Source organism: Bacillus sp. SSR7 (assembly GCF_055902415.1).
The window spans coordinates 238,536-253,257 of record NZ_JBVVXV010000006.1 but is presented as its reverse complement, the minus strand read 5'-3'; the positions used below and the strand labels follow the sequence as shown (position 1 = coordinate 253,257).

Annotated in this window: 14 protein-coding genes and 2 other annotated features (1 of these 16 running past the window's edge); of the genes, 11 read left to right on the top strand and 3 right to left on the bottom strand. The window is 36.6% G+C overall.

The annotated features are described in order from the left end of the window. Positions 1–136 (top strand) — a binding site (T-box leader) (it extends 110 nt beyond the left edge of the window). A 66-nt stretch (positions 137–202) separates the two neighbouring features. Then, positions 203–442: a binding site (T-box leader), on the top strand. A 152-nt stretch (positions 443–594) separates the two neighbouring features. Genes ilvE through ilvA form a run of 6 tightly spaced genes read left to right on the top strand, consistent with a single transcriptional unit; the run spans position 595 to position 7,495 of the window. Then, the gene (ilvE, locus tag AC0NJG_RS14275) at positions 595–1,494 is read left to right on the top strand and encodes a branched-chain-amino-acid transaminase (protein WP_087952970.1); all 900 of its coding nucleotides are present in this window, start codon (positions 595–597) and stop codon (positions 1,492–1,494) included. Positions 1,495–1,516: 22 nt separating this feature from the next. Beyond that, the gene (gene ilvB / locus AC0NJG_RS14270; RefSeq protein ID WP_087952969.1) at positions 1,517–3,232 is read left to right on the top strand and encodes an acetolactate synthase large subunit; all 1,716 of its coding nucleotides are present in this window, start codon (positions 1,517–1,519) and stop codon (positions 3,230–3,232) included. Continuing rightward, positions 3,229–3,459, top strand: coding sequence for an ACT domain-containing protein (locus AC0NJG_RS14265; protein WP_140168436.1), 231 nt, complete (start codon positions 3,229–3,231; stop codon positions 3,457–3,459). Before ilvB ends, AC0NJG_RS14265 begins: the two co-directional genes overlap by 4 nt. Before the next feature lie 14 nt (positions 3,460–3,473). Further along, positions 3,474–4,481, top strand: a complete 1,008-nt coding sequence (gene ilvC, locus AC0NJG_RS14260; RefSeq protein WP_088327237.1) for a ketol-acid reductoisomerase — start codon at positions 3,474–3,476, stop codon at positions 4,479–4,481. 46 nt (positions 4,482–4,527) lie between these two features. Next, on the top strand, positions 4,528–6,201 hold the full coding sequence (gene ilvD / locus AC0NJG_RS14255) for a dihydroxy-acid dehydratase (protein ID WP_087952966.1): 1,674 nt from the start codon (positions 4,528–4,530) through the stop codon (positions 6,199–6,201). A 31-nt stretch (positions 6,202–6,232) separates the two neighbouring features. Further along, positions 6,233–7,495 (top strand): threonine ammonia-lyase IlvA, encoded by a 1,263-nt coding sequence (gene ilvA, locus AC0NJG_RS14250; RefSeq protein WP_087952965.1) that lies wholly within the window; start codon positions 6,233–6,235, stop codon positions 7,493–7,495. 79 nt (positions 7,496–7,574) lie between these two features. On the opposite strand, the gene AC0NJG_RS14245 is transcribed toward ilvA, so the two are convergent. Together AC0NJG_RS14245 and AC0NJG_RS14240 are read right to left on the bottom strand one after the other, a co-directional pair. Further along, positions 7,575–7,802 carry a hypothetical protein gene (locus tag AC0NJG_RS14245; protein ID WP_474063163.1) on the bottom strand — a complete coding sequence of 76 codons (228 nt, stop codon included), beginning with the start codon at positions 7,800–7,802 and terminating at the stop codon, positions 7,575–7,577. Positions 7,803–7,854: 52 nt separating this feature from the next. Beyond that, complete coding sequence (locus tag AC0NJG_RS14240; protein ID WP_474063162.1) at positions 7,855–8,958, bottom strand: CapA family protein; 1,104 nt, start codon at positions 8,956–8,958, stop codon at positions 7,855–7,857. Between the two features lie 216 nt (positions 8,959–9,174). Between AC0NJG_RS14240 and AC0NJG_RS14235 the strand changes: the two genes are divergently transcribed. After that, positions 9,175–9,891, top strand: coding sequence for a DUF554 domain-containing protein (locus tag AC0NJG_RS14235; RefSeq protein ID WP_087952962.1), 717 nt, complete (start codon positions 9,175–9,177; stop codon positions 9,889–9,891). Between the two features lie 168 nt (positions 9,892–10,059). Beyond that, positions 10,060–11,274, top strand: a complete 1,215-nt coding sequence (locus tag AC0NJG_RS14230) for a multidrug efflux MFS transporter (protein ID WP_000179308.1) — start codon at positions 10,060–10,062, stop codon at positions 11,272–11,274. 53 nt (positions 11,275–11,327) lie between these two features. Here the strand turns inward: AC0NJG_RS14230 and AC0NJG_RS14225 are convergent, their stop codons facing one another. Next, positions 11,328–12,089: a DODA-type extradiol aromatic ring-opening family dioxygenase gene (locus AC0NJG_RS14225; protein ID WP_087952961.1), complete on the bottom strand. Its 762-nt coding sequence runs from the start codon at positions 12,087–12,089 to the stop codon at positions 11,328–11,330. Between the two features lie 204 nt (positions 12,090–12,293). On the opposite strand from AC0NJG_RS14225, the gene AC0NJG_RS14220 reads away from it, so the two are divergent. From AC0NJG_RS14220 to AC0NJG_RS14210, 3 genes are all read left to right on the top strand, one after another. Continuing rightward, positions 12,294–13,217, top strand: coding sequence for an alpha/beta hydrolase (locus AC0NJG_RS14220; RefSeq protein ID WP_308900604.1), 924 nt, complete (start codon positions 12,294–12,296; stop codon positions 13,215–13,217). 114 nt (positions 13,218–13,331) lie between these two features. Continuing rightward, entirely contained in the window at positions 13,332–14,021 is a 690-nt protein-coding gene (locus AC0NJG_RS14215; RefSeq protein ID WP_474063161.1) for a 5'-methylthioadenosine/adenosylhomocysteine nucleosidase, read from the top strand. Positions 14,022–14,091: 70 nt separating this feature from the next. Further along, positions 14,092–14,697 carry a pentapeptide repeat-containing protein gene (locus tag AC0NJG_RS14210; protein ID WP_474063160.1) on the top strand — a complete coding sequence of 202 codons (606 nt, stop codon included), beginning with the start codon at positions 14,092–14,094 and terminating at the stop codon, positions 14,695–14,697. Positions 14,698–14,722: the final 25 nt, after the last annotated feature.

The following is a 14,722-nucleotide window of genomic DNA, read 5'->3' as shown; positions in this document are numbered from 1 at the left end:
TGCGAAAGGGAAACTGAGTAGAGGGCGACGGCATCGTCTCCGGTAAAAGGACGGGGGTCTAATTGGACCTACAGAGCTTATATTTCGTGAGAAGTATAAGGAAGCTGAGTGGTAACGCGAAACTCTCGCCTCAGCAATCAAAGCTACTAAATTGTAGTAGTTGATTGCTGAGGCGAGAGTTTTTATTTTAAAAATACAATAAGAGAATGCGTAGAAGAGGAGAGTAAATGATAAAAATTGTTTCAGAGAGCTACCTAGATGCTGTGAGGGTGGTAACAATTTCATTATTGAAGATCACCTCGGAGCACTACTTTTGAAAACTAGTAAAAAGTAGCGGAGTTGTTTCCGATAGAAAAACAAAAGTCTAATTGGACTTGCAGAGCTTATATTTCGTGAGAAGTGTAAGGAAGCTGAGTGGTACCACGATTCCCTCGTCTCAGCAATGGATCACTACAAGTATGTATGTAATCGATTGTTGAGACGAGTATATTTTTAGAGTTTATATACTGAATATTCTGTTAAAATAACTCGTCTCAGCAATCGATATGGAAATGGATTGCAAAAATAGAGAGAAAAAAAGAGGAGCGATGTGAGATGGGAAACCAGTACATTTATATGAATGGGGAATTTGTAGAAAAAGAAAAGGCAGTTGTTTCAGTATATGATCACGGTTTTTTATACGGAGATGGTGTATTTGAAGGGATTCGTAGTTACGGTGGAAATGTATTTTGTTTAAAAGAGCATGTAAAACGATTGTATGAATCAGCAAAATCTATTTTACTTACAATCCCACTGACAGTTGAAGAAATGGAAGAAGCGGTTTTACAGACACTTCAAAAAAATGAGTATGCAGATGCCTACATTCGCTTAATTGTTTCAAGAGGAAAAGGGGACTTAGGACTTGATCCTAGAAGTTGTGTGAAACCGAGCGTTATTATCATTGCAGAACAATTAAAGTTATTCCCGCAAGAATTTTACGATAATGGACTAAGTGTTGTATCTGTTGCATCAAGACGTAATACACCAGATGCATTAGACCCACGCATTAAGTCGATGAACTACTTAAATAATGTACTTGTAAAAATTGAAGCGGCACAAGCAGGAGTGCTAGAGGCCCTTATGTTAAATCAACAAGGATATGTTTGTGAAGGATCTGGAGATAATGTTTTCGTTGTGAAAGATGGAAAAGTGTTAACACCGCCTTCGTATTTAGGGGCGTTAGAAGGTATTACGAGAAATAGTGTTATCGAGTTATGTGAGCGATTGAGTATCCCATGTGAGGAAAGACCATTCACTCGCCATGACGTATATGTAGCGGATGAAGTGTTTTTAACAGGAACGGCAGCAGAATTAATTCCAGTTGTAAAAGTTGATTCAAGAGAAATTGGGGATGGGAAACCAGGAAGTGTAACGAAACAATTGACAGAGGAATTTAAAAAGTTAACGAGAGAAAGAGGCGTACGTGTTCCAGGACTTGCAGAGAGCTTAGCATAGAAAGGGAGAGGAGTTAATTGAAATGGAGCAGCAGTATACAGCATGTGAGAAATTACAGTGTGAAGAAGTGACAGGTGCCGGACACGTGATTCAATGTTTGAAAAAATTAGGCGTAACGACTGTTTTTGGTTATCCGGGCGGGGCGATTTTGCCAGTATACGATGCGTTATATAGAAGTGGTTTGAAGCACGTTTTAACTCGCCATGAACAGGCTGCCATTCATGCGGCAGAAGGATATGCGAGAGCTTCTGGAAAGGTCGGGGTAGTCTTTGCTACCTCTGGCCCGGGAGCGACAAATTTAGTTACAGGCTTAGCGGATGCTTATATGGATTCGATTCCTTTAGTTGTCATTACAGGGCAAGTTGCAAGGTCCTTAATTGGTAAAGATGGATTTCAAGAAGCGGATGTTGTTGGAATCACAGTACCTGTTACGAAGCATAATTACCAAGTTCGTGATGTGAATCATTTATCACGCATTGTACAAGAAGCTTTTTACATAGCCGAAAGCGGGCGGCCGGGACCAGTATTAATTGATATTCCAAAAGATGTTCAAAACGAAAAGGTAACAAGTTTTTACAATGAAGTAATTGAGATTCCAGGGTACAAAATAGAGCCTATGCCAGACAGTATAAAGCTTAGAGAAGTAGCTAAAGAAATTTCAAAAGCTAAACGCCCACTTCTTTATATTGGAGGAGGTGTCATTCATTCGGGTGGATCTGAGGAACTAATCAAATTTGCGAGTGAGAATCGTATTCCAGTCGTTTCCACTTTAATGGGACTGGGTGCATATCCGCCGGGAGATCCGTTATTTTTAGGAATGCTCGGTATGCATGGAACGTACGCGGCAAACATGGCAGTCACAGCATGTGATTTACTGCTTGCTTTAGGTGTTCGTTTTGATGACCGTGTAACAGGAAAATTAGAACTCTTTTCTCCCCATTCCAAAAAGGTACATATTGATATAGATTCTTCGGAGTTTCATAAAAATGTAACTGTGGAATATCCAGTTGTTGGGGATGTGAAAAAAGCGTTACACATGTTGTTACATATGCCGATTTATACACAGACAGATGAATGGCTTACGAAAACCGAGGAATGGAAAGCGGAATACCCTCTTTCCTATAATCAAAAAGAAAGTGATTTAAAACCGCAACATGTTATTAGCCTAGTAAGTGAAGTAACAAATGGTGAAGCGATTGTTACGACAGAAGTAGGACAGCACCAAATGTGGGCTGCGCATTTTTATAAAGCGAAAAACCCAAGGACTTTTCTAACATCTGGTGGACTTGGAACGATGGGATTTGGTTTCCCGGCGGCAATTGGTGCTCAGCTTGCAAAAGAAGAAGAACTTGTTATTTGTATTGCAGGTGATGCTTCTTTTCAAATGAACATTCAAGAACTACAAACAATTGCTGAAAATAACATCCCTGTCAAAGTGTTTATTATAAATAACAAATTTTTAGGGATGGTAAGGCAATGGCAAGAAATGTTTTATGAAAATCGTTTGTCAGAATCGAGAATTGGATCACCAGATTTTGTGAAAGTGGCAGAAGCATACGGAGTGAAGGGGTTAAGGGCAACAAATTCAACAGAGGCGAAACAAGTGATGTTAGAAGCATTTGCTCATGAAGGTCCTGTCGTAGTTGATTTTTGTGTAGAAGAAGGTGAAAACGTATTTCCGATGGTTCCGCCAAACAAAGGGAATAACGAAATGATTATGAAGAGGTGGGAAGAATGAGTCATACTTTTTCACTCGTTATTCATAACGAGCCAAGCGTCTTATTACGTATAAGTGGGATTTTTGCTCGGCGTGGTTATTATATTTCTTCTTTACATTTAAACGAAAGAGATAATAATGGTGTTTCTGAAATGAAACTCACAGCAGTTTGTACTGAAAATGAAGCGACATTACTCGTTAGTCAGTTGAAAAAATTAATTGATGTACTGCAAGTAAATAAATTATAAGGAGTGTATGGAAAATGAAAACGTATTATGAGAAAGATGCAAATGTAGAGTTATTACAAGGGAAAACAGTTGCGGTAATTGGTTATGGATCTCAAGGTCATGCGCAGGCGCAAAATTTACGTGATTCTGGTGTGGAAGTTGTAGTTGGTGTTCGACCAGGTAAGTCTTTTGAAGTAGCAAAAGCAGACGGGTTTGAAGTAATGTCTGTTTCAGAAGCAGTTAGAACCGCGCAAGTTGTACAAATGTTACTGCCAGATGAACAGCAAGCACATGTGTATAAAGCAGAAGTAGAAGAGAATCTCCGTGAAGGGCAAATGTTACTTTTCTCACATGGATTTAATATTCACTTCGGACAAATTAATCCGCCAAGTTACGTAGATGTAGCGATGGTCGCACCAAAAAGTCCAGGTCATCTCGTTCGCCGTGTGTTCCAAGAAGGAAATGGTGTTCCGGCATTAGTCGCAGTACATCAAGATGCAACAGGCACCGCATTACATGTAGCACTTGCGTATGCAAAAGGTGTAGGGTGTACACGTGCAGGTGTAATTGAAACGACATTCCAAGAAGAAACAGAAACCGATTTGTTTGGTGAGCAAGCGGTACTTTGCGGAGGTGTAACTGCACTTGTAAAAGCTGGTTTTGAAACATTAACGGAAGGCGGATATCGACCTGAAATTGCATACTTCGAATGTTTACATGAATTAAAGTTAATTGTTGATTTAATGTACGAAGGTGGTTTAACGAACATGCGCCATTCTATTTCCGATACGGCAGAGTTTGGAGATTATGTAACAGGATCGAGAATTGTTACAGATGAAACGAAGAAAGAGATGAAACGAGTACTTACAGAAATTCAGCAAGGTGAATTCGCGAAGAAATGGATTTTAGAAAATCAAGCGGGGCGTCCAACATATAATGCGATGAAAAAAGCAGAGCAAAATCATCAGTTAGAAAAAGTAGGGGCTGAGCTTCGTGAAATGATGAGCTGGATTGATGCACCGAAAGAATTAGTAAAGAAATAGGGTAATAGATTGCAAGTGAAAAATACGTAAGAGGGGATTTGACAAGATGAGAAGTGACATGATTAAAAAAGGTTTTGATAAAGCGCCGCATCGTAGTTTATTAAAAGCAACTGGTTTGAAAGATGAAGATTTTGATAAACCGTTTATAGCAATCTGTAATTCTTTTATTGAAATTATTCCAGGTCATAAGCACTTAAATGAGTTTGGGAAACTTGTTAAAGAAGCAGTGCGTGCAGCAGGTATGGTTCCATTTGAATTTAATACAATTGGAGTAGATGACGGTATTGCGATGGGGCATATCGGTATGCGTTATTCGCTTCCGAGTCGTGAAATTATTGCAGATTCAGTAGAAACGGTTGTAAATGCCCATTGGTTTGATGGTATGATTTGTATTCCAAACTGTGACAAAATCACACCTGGTATGATGATGGCGGCACTTCGTATTAACATTCCAACTGTTTTTGTTTCAGGTGGTCCGATGGCGGCCGGGAAAACATCTAAAGGAGAAGTTGTCGATTTAAGTTCTGTGTTCGAAGGAGTAGGAGCATATCAATCTGGAAAAATTTCAGAAGAAGAGTTAAAGGATATTGAAGATCATGGCTGTCCATCTTGTGGTTCTTGTTCCGGTATGTTTACAGCGAACTCTATGAACTGTTTATGCGAAGTATTAGGGTTAGCTCTTCCTGGTAACGGGAGTATTTTAGCTATTGATCCAAGACGTGAAGAATTAATTAAACAAGCAGCAGAGAAATTAAAGATTTTAATTGAAAGAGATATTAAACCACGAGACATTGTAACGGAAGAAGCAATTGATGATGCTTTCGCGCTTGATATGGCGATGGGTGGCTCAACAAATACAGTGTTACATACACTAGCACTCGCACATGAGGCAGGACTAGATTATGATATGAGCCGTATTGATGCCGTTTCAAGACGTGTACCACATTTATGTAAAGTAAGCCCTGCTTCCAATTGGCATATGGAGGATATTGATCGCGCGGGCGGGATTAGTGCAATTTTGAAAGAGATGAGCCGAAAAGAAGGGGTACTTCATTTAGATCGTATTACTGCTACGGGACAAACATTAAGAGAAAATATTGCTCATGCAGAGATTAAAGATAAGGAAGTTATTCATTCTCTTGAAAACCCTCATAGTGAAGAAGGTGGATTACGTATATTAAAAGGAAATCTTGCGAAAGATGGGGCAGTTATTAAAAGCGGAGCGACCGAAGTAAAACGATTTGAAGGACCTTGCGTTATTTTTAATTCACAAGATGAGGCGCTTGCGGGCATTATGCTTGGTAAGGTTAAGAAAGGGGATGTAGTTGTTATTCGCTATGAAGGACCAAGAGGTGGCCCTGGTATGCCGGAAATGTTAGCACCAACGTCAGCAATTGCTGGCATGGGATTAGGTGCAGATGTTGCGCTATTAACGGATGGTCGTTTCTCTGGTGCTTCACGTGGTATTTCAGTAGGGCATATTTCACCAGAAGCAGCTGCGGGCGGAACGATTGCACTTCTTGAACAAGGGGATATCGTTTGTATCGATGTTGAGGAAAGATTGTTAGAAGTAAGAGTGAGTGAAGAAGAATTAGATCAGCGTAAAAAAGAATGGAAACGACCAGAACCGAAAGTGAAAACGGGCTGGCTTGGGCGCTACGCACAGATGGTAACGTCGGCGAATACAGGTGCAGTCCTAAAAGTCCCGAATTTTGATTGAGCCAATTTAAAAGAGATAAGGATGATATGAAATGGTGCAAAAGGTAAAGGAGAGAGTGAAAATTGAAGATATCTTAATGGCCCATAATTGCATGAAAGATATCGTTATTAAAACACCGTTACAACGTGATACAGTTTTATCTGAGAAATATGATTGTGACGTTTATGTAAAAAGAGAAGATTTACAATTGATTCGCTCTTTCAAAATTCGTGGTGCGTATAATTTAATTCAAAGCTTACCGAAAGAACAATTACAAAACGGTGTTGTTTGTGCAAGCGCTGGTAATCACGCACAAGGGGTAGCTTATACGTGTAATTTATTGAAGATTCCGTCAAAAATTTTCATGCCAACAACAACACCGAAGCAAAAAGTATCACAAGTTCAATTTTTCGGTGGTGATTTCGCAGAGATTGTATTAGTTGGTGATACATTCGATAGCTCTTTTCAAGAAGCACAGCGTTATTGTGAAGAAAATAGAATGACGTTTGTTCATCCATTTGATGATCCGTATGTAGTTGCTGGTCAAGGGACTGTGGCAGTTGAAATTATGCATGATATGGAGAAACCAGTTGATTATATCTTTACAGCAATTGGTGGTGGTGGATTAGCATCAGGTGTTGGTACATATGTGAAAGGTGTTAGTCCTACTACAAAGGTTATTGGGGTAGAGCCAATGGGAGCCGCATCTATGAAAGAGGCTTTTCTTCAAAATGAAAATGTCGCGTTAGAGAAAATAGATAGTTTTGTTGATGGAGCAGCAGTTAAAAAGGTAGGAAAGTTAACATTTGAAACGTGTAAAGATGTAATTGATGACATCGTTTTAGTACCAGAAGGAAAGGTTTGTACGACGATTTTAGAACTGTATAAGAAAAATGCGATTGTAGCTGAACCAGCTGGTGCACTCTCTATTGCGGCGCTTGATTTATATAGAGATGAAATAAAAGGTAAAACAGTTGTATGTACGCTAAGCGGTGGAAATAACGATATTGATAGAATGCAAGAGATGAAAGAACGTTCTCTCATTTACGAAGGATTAAAACATTATTTCATCATTGAATTCCCGCAGCGTTCAGGTGCGCTAAGAGAATTTCTTGATAAAGGATTAGGACCAGAAGATGATATTACGCGCTTTGAGTATATTAAGAAACATAATAAGGAAAATGGTCCAGCGTTAGTCGGAGTAGAGTTAAAACATAAAGAAGATTACGCGCAGTTAATTACCCGTTTTAAAGAAAATAATATTCAATTTATGGAGCTTAATAAAAATCCTGTTTTGTTTGATTTGCTTATTTAATAGAAGGAAAAAGTTGGTATCCAAATAAAAAAGATAGAACAAGCAAGGAAATATAATGCTTGTTCTATCTTTTTTATAGTTAAAATAGATATTCATTAAATTCAAGAAGAATAAAGCTAGCTAACCAAAAAAATATCGCAATACGAATGATTACATACATAGTAAATTCAAAGGTAGTAAGTGTTCGTACCCGTTTTAGTTTTTTTAGAAGTCTAACAGAGAAAAGTGAACATAAAAGTAGGACGGCTATAGATATTTTATAAATATTTTCTAACAAACTTACATTTTCTAATAAGTCTTTCAGCATGTTTATCACCTATTCTGTAAAGTATGTTACAGAGAAATAGATTTTGCGTTGTTTAGTTTCGTTTGTTTTTTATGTTCCCTGTATCATCAATTTCTACATCAGTTGAAATGGTTTGTAAATATCGTAGAGCTTTTCTCTTTTCCTCCTCATTCACAGGGGAAACTTGGTTGTTTCGAATGATGTAAGGATTGAATGACATTTGGACATCCTTTCCTTTAAAAGTTAAAGTTAATACGCCAGTTTCGGCGCTTTTCCCGCTCACATAACTTGGGAATAAAAAGTTACCTAATGAATAAGCGATAGGAACTTTATTATAATACTCAAATCCTTGTAACCAATGCGGGTGACTCCCGACAATCGCGTCAGCTCCGGCTTCTACCATTTTAGGTACATATTGTTTTTGGTATTCTACCGGACGATTTGATTTTTCAACGCCCCAATGCATATAGACGATTAAATAGTCTGCATCTTTCTTTTGCTCTTTAATTGTTTTTGTTACAAGATTTAAATCATACCCGTTCGCAACACCAGGTTTATTGTCACCAGCTACCCAATTTGTATCAGGCATAAATCGAACGAAGGAAAGAAATTTGAACTTTTTCCCTTTTACAGTCATTTCTCTTGCTGTATATGCATCTTTTGCATTTTTTCCGGCTCCAATGTAAGGAAACTTTAATTTTTCTACGTGAGAAATCGTGTCTAATAATCCGTCTTGCCCATAATCAAGTGTATGGTTATTTCCGATATTTACGATGTCATATCCAGTGTTTTTTATCGCTTGAAGCGTGGATGGATCACTTTTAATCCAAAATAGCTGTCCAGGTGCTTTCTTTTCTCTCGTTGTAAATGCTGACTCTAAATTAACGAAAGAAATATCAGCTTTTGTTATTTCTTCTTTTACATGTTGGAATGGATAATCAGCCCCGTTTTTTTCGATTACAGGACGTAATTGCCAATCGAACATTGTATCACCAGAGAAGGTGAGTGTGATTTCCGGGTCTTCTATTTTCTTTTCACTTGTTGAAGCGGTTTTACTAGATTTGTTTTGCAAATCGGGTTTGTCTTTCGCTTTTGAAATAAAAGAGTAGTTAACTAATAAAACAATTGGTGTAATGCAAAAAGCTATTAACAGAAATCGTTTTAGTAAAGTTTTCATAAATACCTTCCCTTTTGGATTTATACCGCAATTTGTGGGTAATAAAACTCACGTTAATTGAAGTTTTACATTATGTATAACTACAAAAAATTGCGATTTATGTTGTGGAAAACATTTGTTAATATTCTCAATATTAAGTTAACATATAGATAACCTGTAAATCAATGAATAAACCAAAATATAGAAATAAAGAATTCGAAGGGTGAAGAATGAGAAATGGTTATATTAGGAGCAGTTGTAAATGGGATTTGTATTATATTTGGTACTTTACTAGGTAAATTATTTAGTAGAATTCCAGAAAGTATGAAGGGAACCATAATGCATGCAATCGGTTTAGCGGTTACTGTGCTTGGACTTCAAATGGCATTGAAAAGTGAAAATTTTCTTGTTGTTATTTTAAGTTTAGTAATTGGTACGGTAATCGGAGAATGGTTACAATTAGAAGAAAAATTAAAACTGTTAGGGGATTGGCTAGAAAATAAAGTTGGATCGAAGGGAAAAGGAAGCATATCAGAAGGTTTTGTAACAGCTACTTTAATTTTTGCAATTGGTGCGATGGGGATACTTGGTGCACTCGACAGTGGGATTCGCGGAAATCATGATATTTTATTTACAAAGGCGATTATCGATGGATTCATTTCTATTATATTAACGACAACTTTAGGAATTGGCGTAGTATTTTCAGCGATTCCCGTTATTTTATATGAGGGTGGTATTGCAGTTTTTGCAACACAAATTAATAGTGTTGTCCCGAAAGAATTAATGAATCAATTTATAGTAGAAATGACAGCTACAGGTGGTATTATGATAGCCGCTATTGGATTGAACTTACTCGGATTTATTAAAATTAAAGTCGCAAATTTACTTCCAGGTATATTAGTAGTTGGAATCATTGTTTCACTTATTTATGGTTATAGTTTAATGGATTATTAACCAACTTCATTTAGTGGGAGTTGGTTTTATTATGAAAAAAATGTGGGATTGTAGTGATTTTCACTAGAAAATAGCGGGTTTTGTAGTAAATCTTACAAGTAAAGCAAATTACTAAACTTTTTACAAGAAAGGGTGTAGAATGGGTATCTAAAGAAAGAAGGTGTGAAAATGGCCAGCTGGAAACGAAATTTAATGATTTGTTGGCTAGGTTGTTTTACCACTGCAGCCGGTATGAGTTTAGTAATTCCTTTTTTATCTTTTTATATTGAGGAATTAGGTGTGACTGGCACTTCTAGTATTGCACAGTGGTCGGGACTTGCATTTGGTGTAACATTTTTAATGGGTGCGATCGTATCACCAATATGGGGAAAGCTTGGTGATATACATGGACGGAAATTGATGCTAATTCGTGCTAGCCTTGGTATGGCGATCATTATGACGCTTATGGGGTTTGTAACGGATGTATATCAATTAGTCGCACTAAGATTTTTAATGGGAGCAGTATCCGGTTTCCTTTCAACCGCAATGACATTTATTGCAGCAGAAACTCCGAAAGAACATTCAGGTTGGGCAATTTCTACAATTTCAACTGGTGGCGTGAGCGGTTCTTTACTTGGTCCATTACTTGGAGGATATTTGTCTGAGTTAATTGGAATGCGCCATGTTTTTCTTGTTACAGGAGCTTTTTTATTCCTTTCCTTTCTCATCGTTTTTTTCTTCTTACATGAAGAAAATCACTCTGCTCAAGCAAAAAAAGTACAAACGAAAAAAGTATGGACGATGGTTCCAGCTAAGCATTTAATTATTAGTTTGTTTGTAACAACATTTATTATTCAACTTGCTAATATGTCTGTTCAGCCAATTGTTACATTATACGTGAAAAATTTAGTTGGTCCTCAAACTGCGCATATTGAAACAATTGCGGGCGCCGTTATGTCAGCGACAGGATTAGCTGTTATTTTGGCAGCACCAAGACTCGGACGATTATCAGATCATATCGGTCCTCAAAAAACGTTAGTTGTAGCGTTGTTTGCTGCAGGAATTATTTTTATTCCGCAAGCATTTGTAACCTCAGCTTGGCAACTATTAATTCTTCGATTTTTATTAGGTATCGCACAAGCAGGATTATTACCTTCCGTACAAACTCTACTAAAACAACATACACCAACCCATGTAACGGGACGAATATTTGGATATAATCAATCGTTTCAGTTTTTAGGAAATATGATTGGACCAATACTTGGTGGACAAATTGCAGCGCATGCTGGTTTTCAATATGTTTTCTTCTCTACATCATCACTATTGTTTATTGCGTGCATTTGGGTTTATTTTCATAATAAGAACGAAGAGGTATCAGAGAAACGACATTTGGAAGTTAGTTAACTAGGTGAATAAAAAAGAAAAGGATGAAGCAATGATTGCTTCATCCTTTTTATTTAAAATTGGAGACAAAGATAACTTAACGTACCAAGCTCGTAACTGCGGTGAATGACTTCACCAATATTTTCACCACTTCCCATAGCGATAAATAAAGGAACGAAATGCTCTGCTCTTGGTACTGCTAATTGTGCATGAGGGGCATTGTTCTCCCAATTAAATAATGCATCTTTATCAGTAGTCTGCATATGTTTAATAATCCAATCATCAAATTCAATTGCCCATTGTTCGGGTGTCGTTTGATTCCATTTCAAAGCTCGTAAGTTATGAACGGTAACACCGCTCCCGATTACTAAAATATCTTCTTGACCAAGTCCTTTTAGTGCTTCTCCAATCTTAAATTGCTCTTTTGCAGGTAGGAATGGATTGACTGATATTTGGACAACAGGAATATTTGCTTCTGGATACATGCGATGCAGAAGAGTCCATGAGCCATGATCTAACCCTCTCGTCATATTATGATGAACTGGAATACCTTTATTTTTAAATTTTGTTTCTAACATGGATGCAATGTTAGAAGAACCTTTTGCACGATATTTAATTTCGTATAATTCAGGGGGAAAACCTCCAAAATCATAAATTGTTTCATATTCTTTATCTGATGAAGAAATCGTTAATACTTCGCTTTCCCAGTGAGCAGTGAAAATAACAATTGCTTTCGGTTTGTATGTTTCTCCAAGGGTTTTTAAAAAACTTGTATATTCTGTATCTTGAATAGCGAGCATCGGTGATCCGTGTGCTAAAAATAATGATGGCATCATAATAGAAACCTCCTAAAAATATAATAATTACTTTATGTAAGTAACTATATAATTTTATTTTCAGTTCGTCAATATATTAGTTTAAGAGCTAATTGGAGAAGTGAGTCATTTGTCATAATGAAGGCAATTGCATATAATACATAATAAGAATAATGAATGGATATTCATTTTTTGAGATACATAATAGAGTTGGGGGCTGACGAAATGAACGTACAGGAAAGTTTCGTTACGGCATTGGATGGATCAGAAATTTATTTACGCAAGTGGTTACCAGAAGGTGAACCGAAAGGGATTATTCAAATTGCACATGGTATGACAGAACATGCAGGTGTTTATACAGACTTTATTGCTTCGTTATTAGAAGCAGGGTATGGTGTTTATGCACATGATCATAAAGGGCATGGGAAAACAGTGAAAAGAGAAGAAGATTATGGTCATTTTAAACCAAATGTAGGTTGGAATGAGGCTGTGTCTGATGTTATTTTTGTATCAGAAACGATAAGAAAAGAGCAGACATGCCCGCTATTTTTACTTGGACATAGTATGGGTTCTTTTTTATCAAGGCGTGCTGTACAATTGAAAGGTGAATTGTATGATGGATTCCTTATTTCAGGAACTGGTGGAAATCCAGGGTTTTTAGGAAGTATCGGTCATAAAGTAGCGACAATCGAGATGAAACTACGCGGAGCGAAAACGAAAAGTCCGATGCTAAACTTTTTATCTTTCGGAAATTTCAATTCGCACTTTAAACCAAATCGTACAAAATTTGATTGGCTATCTTCAGATAACAGTCAAGTAGATAAATATATTGCGGATCCATTATGTGGATTCATTTGTACGACTAGTTTTTATCGAGAATTATTTTCTGGTGTATTAGAAGTAAATAAACTAGAAGAGTTTAAGAAAACACCGCAAAACCTTCCAATACATATTTTTTCAGGAGATCGTGATCCTGTTGGAGATATGGGAAAAGGTGTAAAAGAAGTATATGAAAATTATAAAAAATGTGGCGTGAAAGATGTAACGCTGCGTCTATATGAAAATGGAAGACATGAAATGTTCCATGAAGTGAATAGAGATGAAGTATTTAAAGATTTGATTTCGTGGTTAGATGCGCATAATAGATAAGAAAGTTAAGCCCAAACCGTTTATAGTTTGGGCTTGTATGTATATATTTGTTATAGATGAGGACAAAGAATTTTGCGTAAAACAATATAAAAATAGTTTCAAGGAGATGAATATATGAAATTTGGAATTATCGGTCCATCGGAAGATGAAATTATGCCATTTATTGAAGAGATGACCAATAAAGAAATAACGAACCTTGCGATGTTAACGTTTTATAGTGGGAAATATGAAAATGTGGAAGTTGTTGCATTGTATTGTGGTGTATGTAAAGTTAACGCAGCTATTGCAACTCAAATATTAATCGATAAGTTTGATGTAACTTATATTATTGTAACAGGTGTTGCAGGAGCGATTGACAAAGTATTAAAAATCGGAGATACAGTAATTTCAACAGAAATAGCATATCACGATGTTGATGAAGGGATATTAACTGAATATCATCCGTGGATGGAAAGTGTATATTTTAAAACGGATAGTACACTTCTTGAATTGAGCCGTGAAGTAATCGAGAACAATCAATTTATCCAAAATATTTATTTTGGAAAAGTTGTTACTGGGGAAGCGTTTATTAGTGAAAGTGGTCGTGTAGAAATAATTTCTAAATACAATCCACTTTGTGTAGATATGGAAACCGCAAGTATAGCTCACGTCTGTTATGCAAATACGATTCCATTTTTAGCAGTGAGATCAATAACAGATACAGAAGAAGCGTCGGGCATAGAAGTATTTGAAGATAATTGTGCTTCTGCTTCGCATCATTCCATTCATTTTGTTAAGAAGTTATTAGAAGTAGTGAAAAAGTAAAGCAATATTGTATGAGAAAAAACCTCGCTTTTTTGAAGTGAGGTTTCTTTAAGGAGATGGAGGAATAGTTATGAGTGAATTTGTTAATAAAGAATATGTAGAAATAGATTTTCAAGATGTTTTGATTAAAGAAGAGAAATTGAAGAATTGTACTTTCATAAAATGTCGTTTTAGAGGGATAGATGCATCGGAAATTTCTACTGAAAATTGTAATTTCATAGAATGTGATTTTACCGGTGCTCTTTTTAACGCTTCTATCCATCAAGGAACTACATTTGCAAATTGTAAGCTTGTTGGTGCGAATTTATTTGTATCGAAGTTTGAAGAATGTAAAATGACTGGCTCTGATTTTGAAGAAGCGAATTTAGATGGAATAACTATCATATCGGGTGATTGGTCATACACGAATTTAAGGTTCGCGAACTTAAGTAAACAAATGTTAAAAGGTATACGTTTAATTGAAGCGGACTTATATGAATGTAATTTAGAAAAAGCAGATTTACGTGAGGCTGATTTAACCGGTGCACAGTTAGGTAAGGCGAAACTTAGCGGTGCAAATTTAAAAGGAGCGATGGTTGATAGAATTGATTTTACAAGTTTCGATTTAAAAAATGTAAAATTAGATATAGCGCAGGCAGTTGCAGTAGCAAGGTGTTATGGGGCTAAGGTGAACTAAATTGTTTGAAAAACCGTTCAAAACG

What these genes read in the sequence shown, in the direction of transcription:
- ilvC (WP_088327237.1), top strand. Translation starts at nt 3,474, where the DNA reads ATGAAAACGTATTATGAGAAAGATGCAAATGTAGAGTTATTACAAGGG.
- AC0NJG_RS14220 (WP_308900604.1), top strand. Translation starts at nt 12,294, where the DNA reads ATGAACGTACAGGAAAGTTTCGTTACGGCATTGGATGGATCAGAAATT.
- ilvE (WP_087952970.1), top strand. Translation starts at nt 595, where the DNA reads ATGGGAAACCAGTACATTTATATGAATGGGGAATTTGTAGAAAAAGAA.
- AC0NJG_RS14210 (WP_474063160.1), top strand. Translation starts at nt 14,092, where the DNA reads ATGAGTGAATTTGTTAATAAAGAATATGTAGAAATAGATTTTCAAGAT.
- AC0NJG_RS14225 (WP_087952961.1), bottom strand. Translation starts at nt 12,089, where the DNA reads ATGATGCCATCATTATTTTTAGCACACGGATCACCGATGCTCGCTATT.
- AC0NJG_RS14230 (WP_000179308.1), top strand. Translation starts at nt 10,060, where the DNA reads ATGGCCAGCTGGAAACGAAATTTAATGATTTGTTGGCTAGGTTGTTTT.
- AC0NJG_RS14240 (WP_474063162.1), bottom strand. Translation starts at nt 8,958, where the DNA reads ATGAAAACTTTACTAAAACGATTTCTGTTAATAGCTTTTTGCATTACA.
- ilvA (WP_087952965.1), top strand. Translation starts at nt 6,233, where the DNA reads ATGGTGCAAAAGGTAAAGGAGAGAGTGAAAATTGAAGATATCTTAATG.
- AC0NJG_RS14265 (WP_140168436.1), top strand. Translation starts at nt 3,229, where the DNA reads ATGAGTCATACTTTTTCACTCGTTATTCATAACGAGCCAAGCGTCTTA.
- AC0NJG_RS14215 (WP_474063161.1), top strand. Translation starts at nt 13,332, where the DNA reads ATGAAATTTGGAATTATCGGTCCATCGGAAGATGAAATTATGCCATTT.
- AC0NJG_RS14235 (WP_087952962.1), top strand. Translation starts at nt 9,175, where the DNA reads ATGGTTATATTAGGAGCAGTTGTAAATGGGATTTGTATTATATTTGGT.
- ilvB (WP_087952969.1), top strand. Translation starts at nt 1,517, where the DNA reads ATGGAGCAGCAGTATACAGCATGTGAGAAATTACAGTGTGAAGAAGTG.
- ilvD (WP_087952966.1), top strand. Translation starts at nt 4,528, where the DNA reads ATGAGAAGTGACATGATTAAAAAAGGTTTTGATAAAGCGCCGCATCGT.
- AC0NJG_RS14245 (WP_474063163.1), bottom strand. Translation starts at nt 7,802, where the DNA reads ATGCTGAAAGACTTATTAGAAAATGTAAGTTTGTTAGAAAATATTTAT.